This window comes from uncultured Tateyamaria sp. (assembly GCF_947503705.1).
In the GTDB taxonomy this organism is placed as follows: domain Bacteria; phylum Pseudomonadota; class Alphaproteobacteria; order Rhodobacterales; family Rhodobacteraceae; genus Tateyamaria.
In genome coordinates, this window is sequence record NZ_CANNES010000010.1 from 34,666 (window position 1) to 59,026 (window position 24,361).

The 24,361-nt window shown below is 59.6% G+C and carries 22 protein-coding genes and 2 riboswitches; of the genes, 11 read left to right on the forward strand and 11 right to left on the reverse strand.

The features are described from left to right. Nucleotides 1–10 precede the first annotated feature (10 nt). The 4 genes from gcvP to Q1A44_RS18250 form a co-directional block, all read right to left on the reverse strand. On the reverse strand, nucleotides 11–2,842 hold the full coding sequence (gene gcvP, locus Q1A44_RS18235; protein ID WP_299628146.1) for an aminomethyl-transferring glycine dehydrogenase: 2,832 nt from the start codon (nucleotides 2,840–2,842) through the stop codon (nucleotides 11–13). 12 nt (nucleotides 2,843–2,854) lie between these two features. Further along, a complete protein-coding gene (gcvH, locus tag Q1A44_RS18240; RefSeq protein ID WP_299628148.1) occupies nucleotides 2,855–3,214 on the reverse strand; it encodes a glycine cleavage system protein GcvH in 360 nt (119 codons plus the stop codon). A 17-nt stretch (nucleotides 3,215–3,231) separates the two neighbouring features. Beyond that, nucleotides 3,232–4,356 (reverse strand): glycine cleavage system aminomethyltransferase GcvT, encoded by a 1,125-nt coding sequence (gene gcvT / locus Q1A44_RS18245; RefSeq protein WP_299628150.1) that lies wholly within the window; start codon nucleotides 4,354–4,356, stop codon nucleotides 3,232–3,234. 83 nt (nucleotides 4,357–4,439) lie between these two features. Next, nucleotides 4,440–4,519, reverse strand: a riboswitch (glycine riboswitch). A gap of 1 nt (nucleotide 4,520) precedes the next feature. Next, nucleotides 4,521–4,605, reverse strand: a riboswitch (glycine riboswitch). Between the two features lie 89 nt (nucleotides 4,606–4,694). Next, on the reverse strand, nucleotides 4,695–5,615 hold the full coding sequence (locus Q1A44_RS18250; RefSeq protein WP_299628152.1) for a LysR substrate-binding domain-containing protein: 921 nt from the start codon (nucleotides 5,613–5,615) through the stop codon (nucleotides 4,695–4,697). A 106-nt stretch (nucleotides 5,616–5,721) separates the two neighbouring features. On the opposite strand from Q1A44_RS18250, the gene Q1A44_RS18255 reads away from it, so the two are divergent. Further along, nucleotides 5,722–6,705, forward strand: a complete 984-nt coding sequence (locus Q1A44_RS18255) for a sterol desaturase family protein (RefSeq protein ID WP_299628154.1) — start codon at nucleotides 5,722–5,724, stop codon at nucleotides 6,703–6,705. A 16-nt stretch (nucleotides 6,706–6,721) separates the two neighbouring features. Here Q1A44_RS18255 and Q1A44_RS18260 read toward each other — a convergent pair whose 3' ends face one another. Then, nucleotides 6,722–7,159, reverse strand: a complete 438-nt coding sequence (locus Q1A44_RS18260; RefSeq protein ID WP_299628156.1) for a MarR family transcriptional regulator — start codon at nucleotides 7,157–7,159, stop codon at nucleotides 6,722–6,724. A 128-nt stretch (nucleotides 7,160–7,287) separates the two neighbouring features. On the opposite strand from Q1A44_RS18260, the gene Q1A44_RS18265 reads away from it, so the two are divergent. From Q1A44_RS18265 to Q1A44_RS18290, 6 genes are all read left to right on the forward strand, one after another. Further along, the gene (locus Q1A44_RS18265; protein ID WP_299628158.1) at nucleotides 7,288–7,749 is read left to right on the forward strand and encodes a (2Fe-2S)-binding protein; all 462 of its coding nucleotides are present in this window, start codon (nucleotides 7,288–7,290) and stop codon (nucleotides 7,747–7,749) included. A gap of 2 nt (nucleotides 7,750–7,751) precedes the next feature. Further along, the gene (locus Q1A44_RS18270; protein WP_299628160.1) at nucleotides 7,752–9,977 is read left to right on the forward strand and encodes a molybdopterin cofactor-binding domain-containing protein; all 2,226 of its coding nucleotides are present in this window, start codon (nucleotides 7,752–7,754) and stop codon (nucleotides 9,975–9,977) included. A 169-nt stretch (nucleotides 9,978–10,146) separates the two neighbouring features. Next, nucleotides 10,147–10,488, forward strand: a complete 342-nt coding sequence (locus tag Q1A44_RS18275) for an SH3-like domain-containing protein (protein ID WP_299628162.1) — start codon at nucleotides 10,147–10,149, stop codon at nucleotides 10,486–10,488. Next, nucleotides 10,485–10,787 carry an SH3-like domain-containing protein gene (locus Q1A44_RS18280; protein ID WP_299628164.1) on the forward strand — a complete coding sequence of 101 codons (303 nt, stop codon included), beginning with the start codon at nucleotides 10,485–10,487 and terminating at the stop codon, nucleotides 10,785–10,787. Before Q1A44_RS18275 ends, Q1A44_RS18280 begins: the two co-directional genes overlap by 4 nt. Beyond that, nucleotides 10,777–11,400: a nitrile hydratase subunit alpha gene (locus Q1A44_RS18285; protein ID WP_299628166.1), complete on the forward strand. Its 624-nt coding sequence runs from the start codon at nucleotides 10,777–10,779 to the stop codon at nucleotides 11,398–11,400. The genes Q1A44_RS18280 and Q1A44_RS18285 overlap by 11 nt, the downstream gene beginning before the upstream one ends. After that, nucleotides 11,397–12,572 carry an amidase gene (locus tag Q1A44_RS18290; protein ID WP_299628168.1) on the forward strand — a complete coding sequence of 392 codons (1,176 nt, stop codon included), beginning with the start codon at nucleotides 11,397–11,399 and terminating at the stop codon, nucleotides 12,570–12,572. The genes Q1A44_RS18285 and Q1A44_RS18290 overlap by 4 nt, the downstream gene beginning before the upstream one ends. On the opposite strand, the gene Q1A44_RS18295 is transcribed toward Q1A44_RS18290, so the two are convergent. The 6 genes from Q1A44_RS18295 to Q1A44_RS18320 are packed head-to-tail and all read right to left on the reverse strand — an operon-like array spanning nucleotide 12,561 to nucleotide 20,008. Then, entirely contained in the window at nucleotides 12,561–13,034 is a 474-nt protein-coding gene (locus tag Q1A44_RS18295) for a RidA family protein (protein WP_299628170.1), read from the reverse strand. The genes Q1A44_RS18290 and Q1A44_RS18295 overlap by 12 nt on opposite strands. Continuing rightward, nucleotides 13,031–14,836, reverse strand: coding sequence for an allophanate hydrolase (atzF, locus tag Q1A44_RS18300; RefSeq protein WP_299628172.1), 1,806 nt, complete (start codon nucleotides 14,834–14,836; stop codon nucleotides 13,031–13,033). The genes Q1A44_RS18295 and atzF overlap by 4 nt, the downstream gene beginning before the upstream one ends. After that, nucleotides 14,796–16,484, reverse strand: a complete 1,689-nt coding sequence (locus tag Q1A44_RS18305) for an ABC transporter ATP-binding protein (RefSeq protein WP_299628174.1) — start codon at nucleotides 16,482–16,484, stop codon at nucleotides 14,796–14,798. Before Q1A44_RS18305 ends, atzF begins: the two co-directional genes overlap by 41 nt. A gap of 4 nt (nucleotides 16,485–16,488) precedes the next feature. Then, the gene (locus tag Q1A44_RS18310) at nucleotides 16,489–17,367 is read right to left on the reverse strand and encodes an ABC transporter permease (RefSeq protein ID WP_299628176.1); all 879 of its coding nucleotides are present in this window, start codon (nucleotides 17,365–17,367) and stop codon (nucleotides 16,489–16,491) included. Then, complete coding sequence (locus Q1A44_RS18315) at nucleotides 17,364–18,398, reverse strand: ABC transporter permease (protein ID WP_299628178.1); 1,035 nt, start codon at nucleotides 18,396–18,398, stop codon at nucleotides 17,364–17,366. The genes Q1A44_RS18310 and Q1A44_RS18315 overlap by 4 nt, the downstream gene beginning before the upstream one ends. A 2-nt stretch (nucleotides 18,399–18,400) precedes the next feature. Further along, a complete protein-coding gene (locus Q1A44_RS18320; RefSeq protein ID WP_299628180.1) occupies nucleotides 18,401–20,008 on the reverse strand; it encodes an ABC transporter substrate-binding protein in 1,608 nt (535 codons plus the stop codon). 137 nt (nucleotides 20,009–20,145) lie between these two features. On the opposite strand from Q1A44_RS18320, the gene Q1A44_RS18325 reads away from it, so the two are divergent. From Q1A44_RS18325 to Q1A44_RS18340, 4 genes are all read left to right on the forward strand, one after another. Continuing rightward, complete coding sequence (locus Q1A44_RS18325; protein WP_299628182.1) at nucleotides 20,146–21,048, forward strand: LysR family transcriptional regulator; 903 nt, start codon at nucleotides 20,146–20,148, stop codon at nucleotides 21,046–21,048. A 157-nt stretch (nucleotides 21,049–21,205) separates the two neighbouring features. Further along, the gene (locus Q1A44_RS18330; RefSeq protein ID WP_299628184.1) at nucleotides 21,206–22,321 is read left to right on the forward strand and encodes a BMP family ABC transporter substrate-binding protein; all 1,116 of its coding nucleotides are present in this window, start codon (nucleotides 21,206–21,208) and stop codon (nucleotides 22,319–22,321) included. A 33-nt stretch (nucleotides 22,322–22,354) separates the two neighbouring features. After that, the gene (locus Q1A44_RS18335; protein WP_299628186.1) at nucleotides 22,355–23,437 is read left to right on the forward strand and encodes an ABC transporter permease; all 1,083 of its coding nucleotides are present in this window, start codon (nucleotides 22,355–22,357) and stop codon (nucleotides 23,435–23,437) included. Continuing rightward, the gene (locus tag Q1A44_RS18340) at nucleotides 23,437–24,360 is read left to right on the forward strand and encodes an ABC transporter permease (RefSeq protein ID WP_299628188.1); all 924 of its coding nucleotides are present in this window, start codon (nucleotides 23,437–23,439) and stop codon (nucleotides 24,358–24,360) included. The genes Q1A44_RS18335 and Q1A44_RS18340 overlap by 1 nt, the downstream gene beginning before the upstream one ends. Nucleotide 24,361: the final 1 nt, after the last annotated feature.

Here is a 24,361-nt window from a genome sequence, read left to right on the forward strand (position 1 = left end):
CGAACGCGGCTCAGGTATAATCCTCCATCGGCGGGCAGGTGCAGCTTAGGTTGCGATCGCCCCAGACATTGTCGACCCGGTTGACGGGTGGCCAGTATTTGTCGACGCGGAACGAGCCTTTGGGAAAGCATCCCGCCTCGCGGCTATAGGGGCGGTCCCAATCACGAACGAGGTCCTCCATAGTGTGCGGTGCGTTCTTGAGTGGGTTATTCTCCGTGTCCATCTCGCCCTTTTCAATCGCCTCAATCTCGGCCCTTATGCCGAGCATCGCATCACAAAAACGGTCCAATTCAGCCTTGTTCTCGGATTCTGTAGGCTCGATCATCAAGGTTCCAGCCACAGGCCAAGACATGGTCGGCGCGTGAAAGCCGCAATCGGCGAGCCGCTTGGCAATGTCGTCCACCGTCACATGGGCGCTGTCAGCAAAGGGGCGGGTGTCGATGATGCATTCATGCGCGACCCGGCCTGTGGGGCCTTTGTAGAGCACATCGAACGCGCCTTCGAGGCGCTTGGCGATGTAGTTGGCGTTCAGGATGGCCACGCGCGTCGCCTGCGTCAGCCCCTCGCCACCCATCATCAGGCAGTAGGCCCATGAGATCGGCAAGAGCGACGGCGAGCCGAAGGCCGCGGCACTCACTGCGCCGCTCCCCCCGTTCGGATCGCCCGGCAGATGTTCGGTCAGATGCGCCTTGACACCAATGGGCCCCATGCCTGGGCCGCCGCCGCCGTGGGGAATGCAAAACGTCTTGTGCAGGTTGAGATGGCTCACGTCGCCACCAAGGTCGCCGGGTCGGCTGAGACCCACCATCGCATTCATATTGGCCCCGTCGATATAGACTTGGCCGCCCGCGTCATGCGTGATCTTGCACACCTCAATCACCGTTTCCTCAAAAACGCCGTGGGTCGAGGGATATGTGATCATGCAGCCTGCAAGATTATCGCGATGCAGGTCCACCTTGGCGCGGAAATCGTCCAGATCAATATCGCCGTTGTCCGCCGATTTCACAGGTACGACCTTCCAGCCGACCATCTGAGCCGAGGCGGGGTTGGTGCCATGCGCGCTCATCGGAATGAGGCAGATGTTGCGGTGTCCCTGACCTTGAGCGCGGTGCCAGCTTGCGATGGTCAAGAGCCCCGCATATTCGCCCTGCGCGCCCGAATTAGGCTGCATCGACAGGGCATCATAGCCGGTGATGTCACAGAGTTTGGCCGACAGATCGTTGATCATTTCGATATAGCCCGCTGCCTGATCTTTTGGGCAGTAGGGGTGCAGCAACGAGAACTCGCGCCAACTGACCGGCATCATTTCGGCGGCGGAGTTCAGCTTCATTGTGCAGGACCCCAGCGGGATCATGGCCCGATCCAGCGCAAGATCACGGTCGGCCAGACGGCGCATATAACGCATCATTTCCGTCTCGGCCCGGTTCATGTGAAAGATGGGGTGGGTCATGAAATCGCTGGTGCGGATCAGCTTTTCCGGCATGTGGTAATGCGGGGTGTAATCCTTGTCCTGCCGCTCGATCCCGAAGGCGCGCCAGACCTTTTCGATGGTTGCAGGTCGCGTCCGCTCGTCGAGCGTGATGCCAACGGATGTGTCGCCAACGATGCGCAGGTTGATGCCCTCGTCCAGAGCGGATTTAATGACCGCCGCCTGAAGCGGACCCACGTCCACGGTGATGGTGTCAAAGAAGGTGGCGGGGCGCACATCGAAACCGGCCTGCTTGAGGCCCTCGGCCAGCCGCGCGGTCTTGCGGTGAATGCGCTGGGCAATTGCCTTGAGACCTTTGGGCCCGTGAAACACGCCATAAAACCCGGCCATGACGGCCAAGAGCGCCTGCGCTGTACAAACGTTCGACGTCGCCTTTTCGCGGCGAATATGCTGTTCGCGGGTTTGCAGGGACAGCCGGTAGGCGCGGTTGCCGTGGCTGTCCACGGACACACCTACAATGCGGCCCGGCATGTTGCGGGCATAGGCGGCTTTGGTCGCCATATAGGCCGCGTGGGGGCCACCATAGCCAATGGGCACGCCAAACCGTTGGGTGGTGCCGACTGCAATGTCTGCGCCCATCGCACCCGGTTCCTTGAGCAGGGTCAGCGACAAAGGATCGGCAGAGATGATGCCGATGCCTTTACAGTCATGCAGCGCAGTAATCTGGGGTGTGAAATCGCGAATGTGGCCAAACGTGCCGGGGTATTGGAAAATCGCGCCAAAGACGGTGTTTGGGTCCAGATCATCGGGGTTTCCCACAACGATCTCGATGCCCAAGGGCAGTGCCCGGGTTTGCATCACGGCGATGTTTTGGGGGTGGCAATTCGCGTCCACAAAAAAGCCGGTGAGTTTTGATTTGCTGATCCGCTGGGCCATTGTCATCGCCTCGGCGCATGCTGTTGCCTCGTCCAGGAGGGATGCATTGGCGATCTCCAGGCCCGTCAGGTCCGATACCATGGTCTGGAAGTTCAACAGGGCCTCCAGGCGGCCTTGCGAAATTTCGGGCTGGTAGGGCGTATAGGCGGTGTACCAGGCAGGGTTTTCCAGGATGTTGCGCTGGATCGCGGGGGGCGTGACCGTCCCGTGATAGCCTTGACCAATCAGCGAGGTCAGGACTTTGTTCTTGGACGCCGTGACGCGCATGTGACGCAGCAGTTCACGCTCGGATTTTGCCTTGCCGAAATCCAGCGGCGCCTTTTGACGAATGTTGGCAGGGATCGTGTCGTCGATTAGCGCGTCGAGGTCTTTCGCCCCCACCACCTTTAGCATCTCGTCCATTTCGGCGGGTGACGGGCCGATGTGGCGGCGGTTTGCAAAGTCGTAGGGCAGGTAGTCGGTGGGGTTGAAAGTCATCTGGTGCGTTCCTTAGCCGATCAGCTTTTTATAGGCTTCTTCGTCCATCAGGCTGTCGAGCTGTGACGGATCGGAAGGTTTGATCTTGAAGAACCAACCCGCCCCGCCTGCGTCCTCGTTGACGATGCTCGGGTTGTCTTCCAGCGCGGTGTTCACTTCGGTGATTTCGCCGTCGATCGGGGCGAGGATGTCAGAGGCGGCCTTGACGCTTTCAATGACGACGATCTCGTCATTCTTGGTCACTTCGGTGCCAACCTCTGGCAGTTCCACAAAGACCAGATCGCCCAGTTGCGTGGTTGCATGTTCGGTGATGCCCACAACGTAAACTTCGCCCTCGGCGCGGAGCCATTCGTGTTCCTCAGTGTATTTCATTGGTCTTCCTCTCTGCTTTATCGTTTGAAGTTGGCGGGGGTGAACGGCAGTTTTGTGACGGTCAAAGGCTGTCGTTTGCCGCGCAATTCGCCATGGATCACGGTGCCGGGAGCGGCGTGAGTGGCGGGGACGTAGCCCATAGCGACAGGCACACCGACCGTGGGGCCAAATCCGCCCGATGTGACGGTGCCGATGGGGTCTGTGGCTGCTTCGTCCGCAAAAAGGGGAACGCCCTCGCGCATCGGCGCGCGCCCAGAGGGCAACAAACCCACGCGTTTACGCAAAGCTTCGTCGGGGATTTCCGCCAGGATGCGTTCTGCGCCCGGAAAACCACCCGCCCGATCACCACCCGAGCGGCGCATCTTTTGAATGGCCCAACTGAGGCCCGCCTCGGCGGGTGTGGTTGTCTGGTCAATGTCGTGGCCATAGAGGCAAAGCCCGGCTTCGAGCCGCAGGCTGTCGCGCGCGCCAAGGCCGATAGGCTCAACGTCGGGATGATCCAAAAGGTTTTGGGCAAAGGCTTCGGCCGCGTGGGCGGGTACTGAAATCTCGTAGCCGTCCTCGCCGGTATAGCCCGAGCGGGACACCCAAGCCTCAACCCCGTTCACCTTGAACGTGGCCACATCCATGAAGGCCATCGCCGCAGCCCGCGGGTTGAGGGCCGATAAAACCGCCTCTGCCGCCGGGCCTTGCAGTGCCAAGAGCGCGCGATCAGTTATTTCCGTTACGGTTACATCCGGTTCTAGTGCAGCTTTCGTATAGGCGATGTCAGCGGCCTTGCATGCGGCATTGACGACCACAAACACATGATCACCGCGATTTGCCAACATCAGATCATCGTCGATCCCGCCATCCGCGTTGGTAAAGAACCCATAGCGTTGGCGATTTTCACCAAGGCCCAGAATGTCGACGGGGATCAGCGCCTCTAGGCCCCGGGCAGCCGCTTCATAATCTGTACCTTGCACAACGACCTGACCCATATGGCTGACGTCAAACAGACCCGCCTTGGTGCGGGTGTGCAGATGTTCCTTCATCACGCCCAAGGGGTATTGCACCGGCATCTCATAACCTGCGAAGGGAACCATCTTTGCTCCCAGTGCCATGTGCAGCCCATGCAGGGGTGTCCGAAGGTGGGATTTCATACCGCGTCTGCCTTTCTCAAGCCGACGAGATTTGAAGCAAACCAAGCGGCACTCAGATGGGCGCAGAACATCGCCTGCGCGTGAGTGCCTCCTCTGTCCTGTGCGCCTGAGATCATTATCCCTTCGGCGGATGCCTTCGGCATCTCTCTCCAGAGTATTCTTGTGCGCAGGCGTTGGTCCTGTGGCCTGAGAGTTTCCGAGGCAGTTGCTCCTTCGGCACCAGCGAACTGGTTCTCCCAACGTCACGCTATGCAGGTTTCGTATCGGAAACTTGCGCGGGCTGGCAAGACTGAATTTGAAAACTTGGCCTCGGACTCGGAAACAGACGCATGGCGACGTCAGGTGACAATGCACTTTAACGGGCCGTCCTTGGCAAAGTGGGTGCGGCAAGCATCAGCAAAGACCTGAACAATGCGCCTTGGCGCTGTTTTGTCATAGCCGATGGCGAGAGTGAGAGGTGGCAGCGCTTCTGCGATTGGGCGCTCGACGACCTGTCCGCCGGTGTAGCTTTGTCTGGTGAGGGGGCGCATGTTCAATATGGCACAGCCGCGTCCCGCCGCTACCAGACTGCGCACCATCTCGGTCGAATTCGCATAGGCTGCAACGGGGGCGGCACGTGTGCCGGGTTGAAACAGGCCCTCGTAATAGGCAGCCGCCACGGGCCGGTTCAGCACCACCAGCGGTTCCTGCGCAATCTGAGCCATCGTGACATGGGCCTCATCTGCCAGCCGGTGACCGGCAGGGAGCAAGCAGTAAGGTCGCGCCGCGATCAGTGTGTCATAGGCGATCTCGGGTCGGACATCTTCGGCGACAAAGAGAATGGCGTCATACTTGCCGGATATCAGGCCATCCTGCGCTTGATCGTTGTCGCATTCCTCAAGCACAAGGGTCACATCACTTCCCGCGGGCAGGCACGCATCAAGGATGTGGGGCAAGAAGGCGGGAGCGATGGGGGCGTAATACCCGATCCTCAAGGTGCCGCCCAATGTCTGTTTGAGGTCAGCACCCTGGGCCAACAAGGCCCGATACTCCTCCAACAAGCGTTCGCATTTGCGCGCTACATCCCGCCCGCTGGCTGTGGCTTGAATGCCTCTTGCGCGGTGGCGGGTGACGAGGGTCAGGTCAAATTCGGCCTCGACCTGATCAATAGCTGCAGACACAGCAGAAGCCGCAATGTTCAATTCGCCTGCCGCTTTGGCGATGTTGCCGTGGCGCAGGGCGGTGGTGAAATACGACATCGCTTTGAGAGTGAGGGGCATGATAACCTCGGAATTTTAGACTTAGTTAATCCATTAATACTGTTTTTTCCGAGAATATATCCATGGCACAGTTATGGGGCCACTGTTCGCCCCAACGAGGTCACCCATGTCCAATGCCCCGCTCAAAGGATGGCACCATGTGCCTGATGTCCCGCTTCAGGTGTCGCCGTTCTTTCAATGGCCGCCGCAGCCGTTGCGGATGCTGGCGTGGATCTGGAATTCGTGGTTCTTGATCACAGAGCGGCTGATCATCGTCGCCATTGCCTGCATTTCATTCTACTGGTTTCAGCCAACTTTGTCTGAAATGCAAACGCTGGCTTTTGGCTGGATAGCAGAGATGTTCTTACGCAACGTGGTTCTAATGACCTTCGTGGCGGGTGGGTTGCACCTTTATTTCTATACCTTCACCAAACAGGGCCAAAAGCTGAAATACGACCCGCGCCCGTTGATGAAGAACGGGCGGCAATTCACACTGGGCGGCCAAATCCGGGACAACATGTTTTGGACCATAGCCAGTGGCGTGACCGTGTGGACGGCGTATGAGGTGCTGATGTTCTGGGCGATGGCCAATGGCTATGCGCCCGTGCTGACATGGGCCGCCAACCCGATCTGGTTTATCGCCTTGTTCTTGCTGATCCCGGTGTGGGAGAGCTTTTATTTCTACTGGATACACCGGTTTCTGCACGTTCCCTTCTTTTACAAGCACGTGCACGCCCTGCATCACCGCAATATCAACGTCGGTCCCTGGTCAGGCATGGCGATGCACCCGGTGGAGCATTTGATTTTTCTGGGCTCGGTCCTTGTCCACTTTGTGGTTGCGGCTCATCCGGTGCACATCCTGTTCCATCTGCAATATTACGCGCTGACGGCGGCCACGACGCACACTGGTTTCGAGGGAATGTTGGTGCGGGACAAGAACCGGTTCAAGCTGGGAACTTTCCACCACCAAATGCATCACCGGTATTTCGAGTGTAATTACGGCTCGCTTGAGCTGCCTTGGGACAAGTGGTTCGGATCGTTTCACGACGGCACAGCGACTTCGGATGCCAAAATCCGCGAACGACGCAAAAAGTTCACGAACGGCGGATGATCAGAAACAGTCGCAGCTATTGCGACGATACCGACGCGGCGATTTTGCTGATCGACGTGACAAAGGGGGCGCGTTCATCCTCGGCCAGGGCGTCCAGCATCATCTGCATGGTTGCCAACTCTTCGGCCTCGATCCGGGAAAAGGCGTCTGCGCCTGCCTCAGTCAGGGCCAGTGCAATCGCGCGGCGGTTCGTTTCTGGCCGGTCGCGTCGGATCAACCCGCGTTCCACTAACCGGTCCACGATGCTGCTGGCTGTTGTGGGGACGACGCCCAGGTGTTCGGCCAGATCGGCCAGCTTGCAGCCTGCATTTTCCGCAACAAAACGCATGGTCTGAATTTCTGGCGGGCCAAAGGCCAGTTCCCGGTGCGCGACCTGCACATTCGCTTCCGCGATCTTGAAGGCCCGCATGATGATCTGGACCGCATGGTGTAATTTGTGGACGTCGTCGCTCATGCTCGGACCATAAGTGCGACCCGCCGTATTCGAAAGGCGGTGCGACCAAAAAATTTCTTCCCGATCTATAGACATTACGAGAATCGTATATATTTGCATTCGTATGATCCGATGGCAGAGGAGCTTGCATGTCCATTTCATTCACGTTGAACGGCACCCCGGTTTCGGTGGATGTCGACCCTGAAATGCCCCTGCTGTGGGTGGTGCGCGAAACCCAAGGGCTGACGGGTACCAAGTTCGGGTGTGGGATCGCGGCCTGCGGCGCCTGCACGATGCACGTCGATGGCCAGGCGACGCGCACCTGCGTTCTGCCGGTGGACGCGATCGAAGGCGCGGATGTGCGCACCATCGAGGATATTGGTCCTGAAACCCCCAGCGCCGTGCAGGCCGCCTGGCTTAGCCATCAGGTGCCGCAATGCGGTTATTGCCAATCGGGCATGATCATGGCGGTCGAGGCGCTGTTGGATGAAATACCCGACCCTAGCGACGCCGACATAGACGCCGCCATCACTAATATCTGTCGCTGCGGCACCTATGACCGAATCCGTGCAGCCGTCCACACAGCCGCAAGACTGCGCAGGGAGGCATGAAAATGTCAGACACACCCGAACCCCGCTCAAAAGTACGGACCTGGACCCGTCGATCCTTTCTGGCCACCGCAGGTGTCGTTGGTGGCGGCCTGGCTCTTGGCCTGACCCTGTCGCCCAACCGCCTCAAGATGTCCGATGACAGTGTCGCAACCGGCGATGAGATCCTGCTGAACACCTGGGTCAAGGTCACCCCAGACAATCGGATTACAGTGTTCTTTCCGCATTCCGAAATGGGGCAAGGGGCGGGCACGGGCCTTGCCCAGATGCTCGCCGAAGAGATGGAGGCGGATTGGGGCGCGGTGTCGATCGAGCAGGCCCCGGCAACCGATGCCTATATCAACAGCGACCTGGGCCGTGGATACATCCTGGGGCAGGGGGCCAATATCCCGGCTTTCATGTATCCGATGATCGACTTTGCGTTCTTACAGATTGCTAACGGGTTAGTGGGTCAGTTGACGGGGGGCAGTACAGCCATTCGTCTGACGGGCCAGCACGGGATGCGCCGGGCAGGCGCTGCGGCCAGGGAGATGCTGTTGCAGGCCGCCGCCGCCGAATGGGACGTGCCGGTGACGAGCCTCGCCGCCCGCGACAGTGTTGTGACCCACGCAGCTTCGGGACGGACTGCCACATTTGGTGCTTTGGCCGCGCGGGCGGCGACCTTTTCGCCCAACCTCAAGCCGGCGCTCAAGGACAGTGCAGAGTACCGCATTGTTGGCACCTCGAAACCCCGCCTTGATCTGCCGGAGAAGGTCAATGGTGCCGCCCAATTCGGCATTGATGTCGTTGTACCCGGCATGGTTTATGCCGCCGTTGCCCTGGCCCCCGTACGCGATGCGCAAGTGGCGTCCGTCGAAGACGCTGCTGCTTTGGGGCGGTCCGGAGTGCGTCAGGTCATAAACCTGCGAGATGCGGTTGCGGTGATCGCCGACAGCTATTGGACGGCGAGCCGCGCCCTAGAGGAGGTCGGCATCGATTGGAGCGGCGGGCAGACGGACCTGTCGTCCGCCGCGATCCGCGCGCAGCATATGTCGGACCTCGACACGGGCGACATGGAGGAGATGGATCAGGCGGGCGATGTAAGCGCCGCATTGGCATCTGGCACGGCGCTAAATGCTGAATACGAGGTTCCCTATCTGGCTCACGCAACAATGGAGCCGATGAATTGCACCGTGTCGCTGCGCGGGGACGGGGCGGACATCTGGGTGGGTCACCAGAACCAACTACATGCTCGCAACGCAATTGCAGAGACTTTGCGCATGACGCCTGAGCAGGTGACCATGCATCCGGTCTATCTGGGTGGTGGGTTTGGTCGCCGTGGGGACATGGATTTCGTTACATTGGCGGCGCGGATTGCACAGGCGGCCGATGCTCCGGTCAAGATGATCTGGTCGCGCGAAACGGACATGGCCAATGACACGTACCGGCCCGCCATTATCAGCCGCATGCAAGGGGCCGTCGAAAACGGACGTATCACTGCGTTTGCAAGCCGGTATATCGATGCGCGATCCGGCATGCCCGATAGCGAACGCCCTTTTGCGTTTCAGTATGAGGTGCCCAACCGCGATGTGGCCCGCGTCATCTGCCCCAGCCCGGTTCCGGTTGGCACCTGGCGGGCGGTGGATTTTACGCAAATGGGCTTTTTCCACGAGAGCTTTGTCGACGAGTTGGCCGAGGCTGCTGGGGCTGACCCGCTCCGATTCCGCATGGATCATGCCACCCCGCGTCGCCGTGCCGTACTGGAGCGGTTGCGGCGCGAAAGTGGATGGGACAGGGATTTGCCACCCGGACAGGCGATAGGCGTGGCCATGGTCGATAGTTTTGAAACCATCGTTGCCCAAGCCGTCCACGTCACAGTCTCGGAGGATCGCGCCGTCAAGGTGAACCGCGTGACCTCGGTTGTCGATTGTGGCCGTGTGATCAACCCTTCCGCCGCCGAAGCGCAGGTAACGGGTTCTGTGATCTTTGGTCTGACATCCGCGCTTTATGGCGAGATCACCCTGGAGGGCGGTGGCGTACAGCAACAAAACTTCCCTGAATACGACATGTTGCGCCTGTCGAACGCACCTGAGCAGGCGGTGCATTTCATCGCGAGCGATCATGCCCCCGGTGGCCTTGGCGAACCTGCCGTGCCACCTGTCACACCTGCACTGTGCAATGCGATCTACCGCGCCACCGGGACCCGTATCCGCAGTTTGCCTGTGGCCAAATCCGGATTTTGGGCTGCGTGAGTCTGGGGTAGCACGTTGCGGGAAATAGGCGAGGGGCGGACCATGTGCTGCGCCCCTTTTCTAATCCTGAGTACCGTGAGCGGTTCGAATTTTGCACCGCGGGGCTGAAAAAATAGCATTTGTGGACACATCCCGCGCCGTACCATCCTGACCTTGGACAGGAGGACCCATGGCTCAAGACAAAGGTCCGCGCGGATATCACGATGTTGGCGGCGACATGGCTGGTGACATCCCCATGGTTGAGCTGCCTTGGCTTCATTGGGAAAAGCAGGTCGAGGCCATTCGCGGCCTGTTGGGAGACGGCACACGTCGCATTGTGTCCCTTGATGAGGTGCGCCGCGGGTTCGAGAGCTTTGGCATCGACAAGTATAACCAGCTTTCATTCTACCGCCGCAGACTTGAGGCCATGACAGATATTCTTGTCGAAAAGGGGGTCATCACGCGCGAGGAACTGAATGCGGCGATCGCAGCGGGGCGCGGCCGGTGGCGCGAGACGTCCGGCCCCAAATGACCCGGTTTCGCGAAGGTGATCAGGTATGCGTGCTCGCGCTTGGCAAAGGCGGGCATGTGCGTATTCCGCACTATATTCGCACGCAGACCGGGGAGGTCGTCGAATATGGCGGCACATATCTGAACCCTGAGGACTTGGCGGTGGGCAATACGGGTGGAAAGGCGGTTGACCTTTACCGCGTGGCCTTTGCTCAAACCGCGCTTTGGCCGGATGAGGCCCATGCTGCACATGACAGGTTGATCATCGAAATTTACGACCATTGGTTGGCCCCGTCAAAGGACAGATCAAATGCCTCATGATCATACCCATGAAGAACACGAAGCCCTCGTGATCGAGGACGAAGCTGGCAACATTGATGCGCAAATCATCGTGGACGCCTTGCAGGATGTGCTGATCAGCAAAGGATTGCTAACGGCCCATGAGGTGACAGCAGCAATCGCCAAACTGGAAAGCCCGGGCGTCCATCTGGGGGCCAAGGCCGTGGTCAAAGCCTGGAGTGATCCCGCCTATAAGAAACGCTTGCTGGAGGACGGGCGCGCCGCGGTGCAGGAACTGGATATTCCAGTGACCGAGGCCCGCATTATCGTTGTCGAGAACACATCGACCTTGCACAATCTGATCACCTGCACCCTTTGTTCGTGCTATCCGCGCTCCATTTTGGGACAACCGCCATCTTGGTACATTTCCAAGGCCTACCGCGCGAGATCGGTCCGAGAACCGCGGGAGGTGCTCAAGGAATTTGGGCTCGATTTGCCAATGAAGGTGCGGCTGGATGTCCACGATAGCAACGCAGATATGCGGTACTTGGTCTTGCCTGAGCCTCCGGCAGACCTGCACAAACGTGATCTGTCCGAGTGGGAGGTGATGATTTCGCGCGACCACCTGATCGGCGTCGCGCGTGAGGTCAGATGACTGCCGCCCGCGACGCGTGGAATAAACACATCCACGCTTTCGTTGCGCTGTCGGAGGCTCCTGCCAAGGCAGGGCCTTTGGGTGACCTGACCGTGGGTGTAAAAGACAATATCGACGTTGCAGGACTTCCTACGCGAAACGGGAGTGCCGCCTGCGCCAATGCGCTACCCGCTGAAAAAGACGCCACCGTTGTCCAGCGCTTGCGTGACGCAGGCGCGCGGATCATCGGCAAGACGACCACCACGGAATTTGCGTTCACTGATCCCACGTCCTGTCGCAATCCGCATGATCTTGCGCGGTCTCCGGGCGGTTCCAGCAGCGGGTCCGGTGCGGCGGTCGGCGCCGGAATTCTGGATTTCGCCCTTGGCACCCAGACGGCAGGGTCATTGATCCGTCCGGCTGCGTATTGTGGTGCTGTTGGGTTCAAGCCAAGTATAGGCCTTTTGCCCATGGACGGGGTAACACCATTGGCCTCAAGTTTTGACACGGTGGGCATTATTGCGCGAAATGTCGACTTGGCCCGGCGCGCGTTCGCGATAATGGCCCCGTCTGCCAGTATCACTCACCCTCACACCAGAGATGTGCTTTGCGGGCTTTGGGATACGGCTGTTGCGGTTCCGCCCGATTGGATGGAGGCATTGGACGGCGCCCGGAACGCGCTTGCCGGTTTTTCTGACGTAGCCAAGGAAGTCCTTCCAACGGACGTGGACACCGTTGTCAAAGGCCATCGAATAGTCATGTGTGCGGAGGCTTACGCCGCGCATCGTGCGTTTTTGGATGAAAAAGCCGACATTCTTCAACCAAGGTTCCGCGCAGGGTTGGAAGCAGGCCGCACAGTGGATGACGGCGAAGTGGCTGCGGCGCGAGATCGCCTGACCCGGGCGCGCCTTGCCTTTTGGAAGGCGATGACTTCCACCGACCTTATCCTGACTTTGCCCGTACCCGAGGGTGCACCGCTGATGGTGGGGACAACCGGTTATCAGGATTGGCTGACACCGTGGACGGCGTTTGGCGGGCCATTGGTCTGTTTGCCTTGGGGCATTGATGCGCTGTCGAGACCCCGGTCAATCATGCTCGCCGCCCATCCTGGCCAAGATGAGTTCCTTTTAACGATGGCCGCCTGTTTGGAGGCGCACGCTCCGACATTGCCGGCGCCGCAACTACCGCTTTAGCCTGACGATTGCATCTATCTCTACCATGGCATTTCCGGGCAGTCCGCAAACGCCCACCGCGGTTCGTGCGTGCCAGCCATTCTCACCAAACAGTTTTACGAAAAGCTCGGTCGCACCGTTGATCACTGCGGGGCTTTGACCGAAGCCCGAAGCGCAGTTCACAAAACCGCCAAGTCGCAGAATAACGTCGACACGGTCCAGATTTCCGTCGCAGGCTTCGCGCAGTCGGTAAAGCAGGTTCAACGCACAAATCCGTGCGGCGTCGCGCGCGGTCTTGATCCCGTCGGGCGTGTCCAAAACGGGACCGCCGTGGGTGACTTCGCCGCCCCATTCGCATATCTGCCCGGACAAATAGACTGTTGTGCCGTCACGACGAAAAGGGAGGAATTGCCCGCGCGGCGTCCAATCAGGGGGCAATTCAAGCCCCATCTGAGCCAGGGTTCGTTCTGCGTTGGAGATCATGCGGGTTCACTTTGCAACGCAAGGTAGGCCCGCCAATCGCCCAGTGTCGTGATATCTGTTGCGCCGTCCAGCCCTGATGGTTCGCACAAGAACCCTTTGACTGCCGTTCCGTCTGATAGATTGATGGTGCCTATCCCCAACGGCGCGGGAATACCCGCCATGAACGTGCCAAAAGCGGCTTTCGGCATGCTCCAGACTTCAAGCGCGATTGTACCCGAATGAGACCCCGCAACCTTGATCAGACCGGGGCGCGCCGGTGGTCCACCCGCCAACGCATAGAATTTATAGTCCGTCGTGGTCTGTGCCTTGCGCACGAACTTGGCACCGAGGTCGGTAAGTTGCCAGTTCAGAGGTAGTCCGCTCATATGTGCGCCGCAGACGGCAATCTCGATTGTGTCGGGTTGCGCAGGTGGCAGCGGCTTGGGCGACGCGATGGCGTGCTTTGTGGCCCCCATAGTACGGGAGCAATCCTTTTCGAACCCGCGCGCAACACTGGCAACAAGCGCGTCCTGGCCTGCGCCCGCGAGCAACGTGACGCTGCCCGGACGCCCATCACTGCGCTGTGCGGTTGGCACGGCAATCCCGCACATATCCAGCAAGTTTACAAAGTTTGTGTAAGTGCCGTTGTTCGAATTTGGCGTGATCGGATCAACCTCTAGATCAGCTACGGAATAGTAGGTGGGCACTGTCGGCACGCACAGCAGATCAAGCCGGTCAAGCATTGGCTCGGCCGCACGTTTCAGTTCGGCCAGCCGGTACATTCCGGTAAAGGCATCTGCGGCGGACATGGTTTCGGCATGGGTGACGATCTGGCGGGTCACGGGATGCACGGCATCCGGGTTGGTGGCCAGTAGATCGGCAATCACGGTGTAGCGCTCTGCGACCCATGCGCCTTCGTAAAGCATGCGTGCAATCGCGTAGAGCGGTTCAAAATCGATGGGTTCAATGATTGCGCCACGGGCCTTTAACGTGGCTACGTCTCGTTCAAAGGCGGCCTTTTGCACCGTGTCGCCGAAGAACGCGATAGAGCCCGCATCGGGGATACCCACCCGCAATGGCTGTGCGGGCTCGCTCAGGTCTTCTTGCGCGTATGCCTTAGAATAGGCATCATTGGCGTCATAACCCCGTGCCACGCCAAAGACCGCATAAGCATCATCAACCGTCAGCGCAAAGACCGACACCGTGTCCAGGGTGCGGCAGGCGGGCACGACACCGCTGGCCGACAACGCGCCTAATGTGGGCTTTAACCCGACGATATTGTTCAGCGCGGCAGGCACGCGACCAGAACCTGCGGTGTCCGTACCAAGCGAAAAGCTGACGATCCCATGGCCGACAATCACCCCCGACCCACCTGATGAGCCTCCCGGAACGATTTGTGGGTCAACAGCATTCAAGGGCGCGCCATAGGGCGTGCGGACACCCACAAGGCCGGTTGCGAACTGGTCGAGGTTTGTCTTGCCGATCATCAGCGCACCTGCCGCGCGCAACTGCCCGATCACAAAAGCATCCTGTTCAGGCGTGTAGGCATAGGCAGGGCAGCCTGCCGTTGTTTCGATCCCGGCCACGTCGATATTGTCCTTGGCCGCATAAGGGATACCCCAAAGTGGCACGGACGGGTCAAAAGCCCCCAGTGCATGTGCCTCGGCAACAAGGTCGTCGCGGTTGCGCAGATAAATAAAAATGCCCGGGTCCCCCACAGCTGCGAGGCGCGCGTAGACCTCGTCGATCACTTCGGCTGGGCTGGTGCCCGCGGCATACGCCTCACGAAGCGCGCTGATCGTGAAAGGCAGAGTGCTGAGCATCGGTCGTCTCCAGTTGGTCTATGACAGCAGCTCGCTCCGGTGGCTTTGGCGCGGCGGCAATCAGTGATTTGGTATAGGGGTTTTGTGGTTGCGACATGACCAGCGCGGCTGGTCCTTCCTCTACGATCTCGCCGTTTTTCATGACGATGACATGGTCGCAGAGTAGGCGCACCACGTGCAGGTCGTGGCTCACAAACAGATAGCTGAGGCCTAGTTTGGCACGTAGATCCACCAGCAGGTTCAACACTACGGCCTGAATGGACACATCCAGCGCCGCTGTGGGTTCATCCAGGATCAGGAATTTCGGGTCCAGCGCCACGGCGCGCGCAATCCCGACACGGGCCTTTTGCCCGCCCGACAGTTGATGCGGAAAACGATCAAGCAATGATAGGGGCAGGCCGACCAGCCCGGCAAGTTCTTCGATCCGCGTGCCGAGTGTCGAGCCACGCATCCTGCCCAGACGGCGCAATGGCTCTGCGATCGCCTGGCGGGCGCTGTGTCTTGGGTTCAGGCTGTCGGTTGCATCCTGAAAAACCATTTGGATGTCAGCGCGCCTTGGGTCCTTGGCAAAGCCGCGCGCGGGCGTTTTGGCAATGTCTTGGCCGTCAAAGACAATCTGGCCAGATGTCGCATCCAACAGCCGAACCAGCATCTCTGACGTCGTGGATTTGCCGCATCCGCTTTCGCCGACCAACCCGACGCATTGGCCTTTGTTCACGGTAAACGAGATACCTTTGACCGCTTGGACCGGCCCTGCCTTGCCCGCATAGGTTTTGACCAGATCGCGCACCTCGACCAAGGGCTGGCCGGATGGCAGAATCCGAGGCGCGGGCGCGCGGTTCTCGGCGGGTAGGAGGTCGCGTACCGACGCGCCGGATCGCGGGGTCGCATCCACCAGTTTGCGGCTATAGGGGTGCGTGGGCTGGCTGAAAATCTGCACCGGGTCGCCTTTTTCGACGATCAAGCCGTCCTTCATCACGATCAGCCGGTCGCAATATTGCGCAGCAAGGCCAAGGTCATGGGTGATCAGAATGCTGCTCATGTCGCGCGCGCGGATCAGGTCACGGACCAGATCCATCACCGCTTTCTGAGTGGTGATATCCAGCCCGGTAGTCGGCTCATCTGCAATCAAAAGGCGTGGGTCGCAGGCAAGGGCAATGGCGCAGACGATACGCTGGCACATCCCCCCCGACAGCTCGAACGGATAGGCGTTGTAACGATCTGCGGCATCCTTGATCTTCACCGCCTCCATCGCGGCAATCGCTTTGTCGCGAGCGTCATAGCGGGTGGCACGGGCGTGTTGCCGCAGGACGTCCTCGATCTGGTGGCCGACCTTGCGGATCGGATTGAGAGCCGCGCGGGGGTTCTGAAAGATCATGGAAATCTCGCGGCCCCGGATGTCACGGATGTCGCGTTCGGCGGCGCGTCGCAGATCGATCCCGGAATAGTTCACTTCGCCCGCCTTGATTGTGCCACCGGCGTCCAGGATACGCATCAATGCATATGAGGTGACCGACTTGCCTGACCCGCTTTCGCCGACGATGCCAAGGATTTCGCCTTTGGCGACCTCAAAACTGACGCCGCGCACCGCGTCCACGGCACCGCGCCGTGTTTGGAACATGACGCTCAGGTCTTTGACACTCAGCATTGCGTCACGTCCTTTTGCGGGGGTCGACAATATCGCGCAGTCCGTCGCCCAGAAGATTGAAGGTAAAGACAGCGAACATCAGCCATAGACCCGGAAAGACCGCCAACCACCATTCGCCCGAGACAATGAAATTGGCCCCCTCAGCCACCATGATTCCCCATTCGGCCGTGGGTGGGCTGACGCCCAGGCCAATGAAGGACAGGCCCGCCGCATTCAGGATCGCCCATCCAAGGTTCAGCGAGACCTGCACCATCATAGGCGGCAGCGCATTGGGGAAGATTTGCGTGGCCAGCACCCGGATGTCCGAGCAACCCGCTAGTTTGGCCGCACGGACAAAGCCTGCATCGCGGCGGATGTTGACCTCGGCCCGCACAAGCCGGGCATAGAACGGCATGTTGATGATGGCCGTGGCATAAATGATGTTTTCAACCGTGTTGCCCAGCGCCGCCACGATCCCCATGGCCAGCACGAACAAGGGAAAGGCCATGATTGTGTCGAGAAACCGGTTCAGGATGATATCGGGCCAGCCGCCCCAATACCCCGCAATGCAGCCCAGGATCGATCCCACCACAAATGAGATGGCGACCGCGGCAACCGAGATTGTCAGGTCCAACCGCGTGGCCACGATGACCCGGCTGAACACGTCGCGCCCGATCTGGTCGGTGCCGAACCAATGTGCCCACGAGGGCGGTTGCAGTGCATTGCTGGCATTGGTGGCCAGCGGGTCATAAGGCACCACGGCGGGCCCAATGACCGCGGACAGGATCAGAAACGCAAACATGCCAAAAGCGATCAGCGTGACGGGGTTCGCGCGCAGCACATGGATCACGTGATCCAGTGTGCCCGATTGGCGCGGCATGTCTGCGGGGGTGATATCACTCATTGTGCGTCAAACCCGATGCGCGGATCAATCGCCGTATAAAGCAGGTCAATCACAAGGTTGAGCGCCACAAAGAGCAGCGCCATAGCCAGCACAAAGCCCTGAACGGCCGCGTAATCGGAGACCACCAGCGCCTCGACGGCGTAGGATCCGATGCCGGGCCAGGCAAAGACCTTTTCCACCAGCACGTTCGCGCCAAGCGCAAAGGAAAACACCATGCCCAGTGTCGTTACCACAGGCAGCAGCGCGTTGCGGAAAGCATAGCGGTACAGAACCGCGCGGTTTGAAAGGCCAGCGGCGCGCGCGGTGCGTATAAAATCAGACGACAGTGCGGTCAGCATCGCGGCCCGGGTCATGCGGGCAATCGGAGCCAAGGTGAACAGGGCCAAGGTCGCAGCTGGCAGGATCAACTGTTTTGCGGCCCCGCGCCAGGTTTCCCAATCCCCCATCAGGGCCGCGTCGATCAGGTAAAAGCCGGTAACATGATCCGGAGATAAATATATGAAATCCAGCCGACCCAGCGGCGACGGGGCGATCCCCAGGATATAGTAAAAAATGTAAATCAGCAGAATGCCCGTGAAAAAGGTGGGCAGCGAAACACCGGCCGTAACAACGACGCGACACAGGTGATCAACCCAGGTACCGGGTCGCGTGGCCGCCAGAACGCCCAATGGCACCGCGATCACGACGGCGAGGATCAAGGCAGTCAGGGTCAATTCCAGCGAGGCAGGCAGGCGGTTTGCCAGGTCGGTGGCAACTGGGCGTCCGCTGGAGAGCGATTGTCCCAGATCGCCCCGCATCAGATCGCCCACATAGTGTACGAATTGTACGGGCAGGGGTCTATCCAGGCCCATTGCAACGCGCGTTTCCTCGATTGATGCCTCATCCGCCGCGACCCCCGCAAAATAGACCGCAGGGTCCCCCGGAAGCGCGCGGGTCAGCAGAAAGCTGATCACCACGACACCAATGACCACCGGGATGGCCTGTGCCACGCGCAACAGAATTGCGCGCAGCCGGGGGAATGCGGCCAACATGCTCAGACGGCTTTCAGTACGCGCGCATCAAGCTGGCGGTGGAACCAGAACTCGTAACCCTCCGCCCCGTTGGTCGCCACGTTCAGCGCCGGTTGATAGAGTGGAATACGAGGCAACTCGTCCAATGCGATTTCGAACATACGTTTGATCTGGGGTGCATATTCGGGGTCATCCATGGGCATGTGCAGGGTCGCATCCACCAACGCCTCGATCTCTTCGTTGCGATAGTTGGACGAGTTGAACAGATGTCCATCCTTATAGGCCCAGAAGAAGTAGTAATCCGGCGTGTTCAACCATCCACCAAAGTTTTCAAGGTGCAGTGGCAGGCGCTTTTCGACCAGCACGGCGGTGCGCCAATTTGCGCCCGGGATTTTCTCGATGGTGACGTTGATGCCGATCTTACCCAGTGCCTCCTGCACCAGCAAGGCGGTCGGCTCCATCCATGAGGCAAGGTCGAGGCTGATCGACAATGGCACATCGAACCCATCCGCATAACCGGATTTGGCCATGTGTGCCTTGGCTTTGTCCAGATCGGTGAAATACTGCGTCTTGCGCGGCCATGCAATGTCGGTGATCTCTTCGGACCCGCCCCAAAGCGGCAGACCCCGCCCAAAGGCCGCAGCCTGAAAAATGTCCTCGTAAGGAACGGCGTAGGCGATGGCCTTGCGCACGTCCGGGTCCTGGAACGGCTCGAACGAGAAGTTCGGGCAGAGGCAGTGAATGCAGTTTTCCACCGGGGTCGAGAACACGTCGAGCGTCTCTGCCAACTCTGCTGCGTCCTTGTCGGGGATGTTAAAGGCGACTTGCACGTCGCCGCGTTCAATCAGAGCACGCCGCGTCGCGGGACTTGGCACTTCGCGAATAACGACCCGCTTGGCTGCGGGCAGCGGGCCACCGACCCAGGCATCATTGCGCTCGTAAACCAGCTGTTCGCCGGGATTCCAACGCGCGACCTTGTAGGCACCAGACCCTGCAGGCGTCGTGTGCAGATAATCCAGGGCCCATGGGTCATCCTCGGTCGCATTGGCCAACGCCTCAACCGAGTTGATGATGTAGGGCACTGGCACAGCCAGATCGGGAATGGTCAATTTGGAAGGGCGGTCGAGCTTGATCACAAAGGTTTCGTCATCTTCGGCGATGAACTGGTCAGGCCGCACAAGACCGCCGGCTTTCATCTGCACGGACGGGAAGCCGCCAACAGATACAGCGCGGTCAAAGGACCACTTCACATCGGCCGCCGTTACCTTGCGACCATCCCAGAAGGTCGCATTCGGCTTGAGCTTGAAGGTCAGTGTCATGCCATCGTCGGATTCGGTCCAGCTTTCGGCCAATTCAGGCTCGACCACGGTGTAGTCATAGGACAGCCCGTTGCCCGGCACCTCCTTGGTCCCGAATGTGAGCAGGCGGTCATAGCAGTTGATCCCGACCTGATAGGACGCACGGCTCGTCCCTGTGCGGTGCAGATCCAGGCTGTTGATCGTGGCCCCGGTGACCACGACAAGCGTGTCATTGCCTTGTGCCGCCGCAGGCAGCGCGCGCAAAAATGGCAGCATCGACGCGCCGGCCGCGCCCATTTTCAGAAAACTACGTCTCGAAGTCTGATCAGTCATGTGAACCCCTCACTGTTGGTGGCGCGTCGAGCGACTCGCGTTCTGCAAAAGGTTGCGATGGAACAGCGTTCACTTCTAATGCTATAAAAGAATACAATCGGTGCAAAAAATGCATCGGTATCCAGAAGGCGCCTTAAATGAGATATTTGCGAACCTTTGAACTGATCGAAGCCGTCGTGCGCGCAGGCTCCATCCGGAAAGCCGCAGAAGATACCAACTTGACGGCCTCAGCGCTGAACCGGCGCATCCAGGGGTTCGAGCAAGAATTTGGCTGGCCCATATTTGAGCGTTTGCCACGCGGAATGCGCCTGAACCCTGCGGGCGAGTTGTTGATGCAGCATATCCGGCTGCAACGCACCGACCTTGCCCGTGTGCAAAGCCAGGTTGCTGATCTGTCTGGTGAGCGACGCGGCCACATCTCTATCGCCTGTTCGCAGGCGCTTTTGCCCTATTTTCTGCCCCAGCAAATCGCGATCTACCGGGCCGATCACCCTGGGGTCACCTTTTCCGTCAATGTGCGCGATCGCGCGCAGGCGGAACGTGATCTGGCTTCATACAGTAGTGACTTGGCCCTGGTGTTCGAGCCTGTGCATCTGGTTGAGTTCGATGTGCTCTACGCTTTGCCGCAACGGGTGCATGCCGTTTATCCAACTGGCAGCCCGTTGGGCGAAACACCAACATTGCGGCTGCGCGATTGTCTGAACCACCGCTTGGTTTTGCCAACCGCCGCCTATGGGGTGCGCAATCTGCTGGAGCTTGCGGCGACTTCGATCGGGCGGACACTGACGCCGACGCTGGAAACGGAATCCTTTGACCTCATTCGCCACTATGTGACGCAGGAAGACGCGGTGGGCTTTCAAATTCCTATCGGTCTGAAGCCGCCGCACGAGGCCGGGTTCGGGCATCGACCACTGGCTGAGCGTGATATTCCGCCCGGTCAGCTTTTGCTTGGTCAGATGAAAGGACGCGCGCTGCCCGTCGCGTCTTCCAAATTCGGACAGCAGTTGGTGGCCGCCCTTGAGGGGCTCGCGGCCCGGTAGTATCAGGGATCAGCGGTGCAATTTTTGCACCGGAATGGTGAATTAATAGCAGAAGACAACAGCGCTGCTTTGCTTCCATCCTCTTTTTTGACCCGGTCGATCGCCGCACCTCTCGCGTGTCGCCCGGTTTTTCAATTACCAAAAAGGAGTACATTCCATGTCGTTTTCACCTCTGTCCCGTCGCGGTTTTCTTAAGGGGTCAGCTGCTGTCGCGGGTGCTGCAACTCTGCCCAACCTGGGCTATGCGGATGGGCACAGCCCTTTGACGGTCGGTTTTGTCTATGTCGGGCCAAAGGATGACTTTGGCTACAATCAGGCCCACGCCGAAGGGGCCGCGGCCGTCAAAGCTATGGAAGGCGTCGTTGTTGTCGAAGAGGAAAACGTGGCCGAAACCATTGATGTACAAAAGTCGATGGAATCGATGATAAATTTTGACGACGCCAAGCTGCTTTTCCCAACCTCTTTCGGCTATTTCGACCCCCATGTGCTCGCGGTCGCACCCAAGAACCCCGACGTCCGCTTCCAACATGCGGCGGGCCTCTGGACAGAGGGTATGCCGAGCAATGTCGGATCCTATTTCGGCTACATCGGCATGGGGCAATATCTGAACGGCATCACGGCGGGTCATGCGACCCAGACCAAAAAGATTGGCTTTGTCGCGGCCAAACCGATCCCGCAGGTGCTGCTGAACATCAATTCGTTCCTGTTGGGCGCACGTCAGGTCGATCCCGAGATCACCTGTCAGGTTATCTTTACGGGCGAATGGTCGCTGGCCGTGAAAGAGGCCGAGGCAACGAACGCCCTTGCAGATGCGGGTTGTGACGTGATCACCTGCCACGTGGATGGGCCAAAGGTCGTCATGGAAACCGCCGCTGGGCGCGACTGTTTTGTTTGTGGGTATCACGCGAACCAAGCCCCGCTGGCACCCGAGAAATACCTGACCGGCGCAGAATGGAACTGGGCGGGCATCTATACTAGCATGGTGCAAACCGTGTTGGACGGCGGTACCATCGACAACTTTGTGCGTGGCGGGCTGGCTGACGGGTTTATCAAGATGTCGCCCCTCGGCCCCGCCGTGTCCGACGCGTCGCGCGCACAGTTCGAGGCGACGAAGGCCGAAATCATGGCTGGCGGATTTGCCGCCATCAAGGGCCCGCTGAAGGACAATACCGGCAACGTGATTGCGGCAGATGGCGAAGGTTTTGCCGAGGATGACATCGCCTTGGAAAGTATGAACTACTTGGTCGAGGGTGTAATCGGCTCGACCTCCTGATCAGCGCAAATGACCTTGTCCGTCTCAGAAAACATGACGCCGACACGGTCCGCCTTTGGGTGGGCCGCGTTGGCGCGCCGGGCCGAAGCAGTGGTCATACCCATTGCGGCGCTTTTGGCGGGCTTTGCCGTTTTCAGCCTGTTCTTGATGCTGCAGGGTAAATCCCCGGCGGAATTCTTTGCCCTCGTTTATCGCGCGGGGTTTGGCACCGCGTTTTCATGGGAAAACACCTTGTCGCGCGCTGCCCCGTTGCTGCTCGCGGCATTATGCGTCGCGTTGCCCGCGCGTTTGGGGCTCGTGGTGATCGGTGGGGAAGGGGCGATTGTTCTAGGTGGTGTTGGCGCGGGATTTGCAGGCGTCCTTTTGCTTGGCGCGCCAGCCGCTCTGGCGCTACCGGTCATGGTAGTGGCCGCCATAGCCATCGGCGCGCTCTGGATTGGAGCCGTCGGTGCGCTGCGTCACTACCGCGGCGTGAACGAGACCATCGCCAGCCTTTTGATGGCCTATATTGCCATTGCCCTGATGAACCATCTGGTCGAGGGGCCCTTGCGCGATCCGGCGAGCCTTAACAAACCCTCTACCGCGCCGCTGGACGAAGCCTTTCGCTTGGGCACGATCCCCGGTTGGGACGTGCATTGGGGACTTGCATTCGGCGTGATTGCCTGTGTTGCAGCCTGGGTGTTGATCGACAAGACAACCTGGGGCTTTGCGGCCCGAATCGCAGGTGGAAACGTCCGGGCCGCGCAGGTGCAGGGCCTGCCTGTGGGCAAACTCATTGTCGGGTTCACCGCCTTGGGTGGCGCATTTGCGGGCTTGGCCGGATTTTTCGAGGTGGCCGCCGTGCACGGTTCGGCCAATGCCAGCCTCGCGAGCGGATACGGCTATACAGGTATCCTGATCGCATTTCTGGCGCGCCACAACCCGCTGGCCATCATCCCCGTGGCCATTCTGCTGGCAGGGTTTGAGGCGTCTTCCGGCCTTGTTCAACGGCGCATGGACTTGCCGGACGCAACCGTTCTGGTGCTGCAAGGCTTTGTCTTCATGGCGATCTTGATGTCCGAAACCCTTTATGGCCGGTTCAAAATCTTTGCCCCCGAACGCTGGAGAACCGCGTAATGGACACTGATCTTGGTTATTGGATCATCCCGCTGGCCATCATCGGTGGCGCAATCCGGGTGTCGACGCCGTTCTTGTTTGTCAGCCTGGGCGAGGCGCTGACGGAACGGTCTGGTCGGATCAATCTTGGGCTTGAGGGCACGCTCGTCTTTGGGGCGATGTCGGGCTACGCCGTCGCTTACCTGACAGGCTCTCCCTGGCTGGGAGTGCTCGCTGCTGCACTGTGCGGTGCGCTGTTTGGATTGGTGCACGGCGTCATCTGTTCGCTGCCTCGCGTCAACGATATCGCCATCGGAATTGCCATGATGATCCTCGGCATGGGGCTCGCGTTCTATTTTGGCAAACCTTTCGTGCAGCCGGTGGCGCCGGATTTGCCTGCGATCAGTTTTGGCTGGTGGTCTGACATTCCGCAGGTACGCGCAGCCTTGGAGGTCAACGTGCTGTTTCTGATCGGTGCAGGCCTGGCCGTGTTGTTATGGTGGATGCTGCGCGCGACCCGCGTTGGTCTCACCTTGCGCGTTGTTGGCGACAGCACCGATGCAGCCCGCGCCATGGGACTGCGCCCCGCGCTGATCCGCACCTGTGCGACCGCGGTGGGGGGGGCGTTTGCCGGCGTCGGCGGGGCTTACCTTTCACTTTATTATCCGGGCAGCTGGAACGAGGGGATATCGTCTGGTCAAGGGCTTATGGCGGTTGCTTTGGTGATCTTTGCCCGCTGGAACCCGCTCGCCTGCTTTGGCGCGGCGCTGCTCTTTGGCGGTGCGGGTGCGCTTGGCCCGGTTCTGCAATCTGTTGGCGTGTCCGAGGGGTACTACCTGTTTTTTGCCGCCCCCTACGTGCTGACGTTGGGCGTATTGATCGCAACTTCGTCGCCAAAGCGGGCCATGACCGGTGCACCGGGCGAATTGAGTATCACCAAATAAG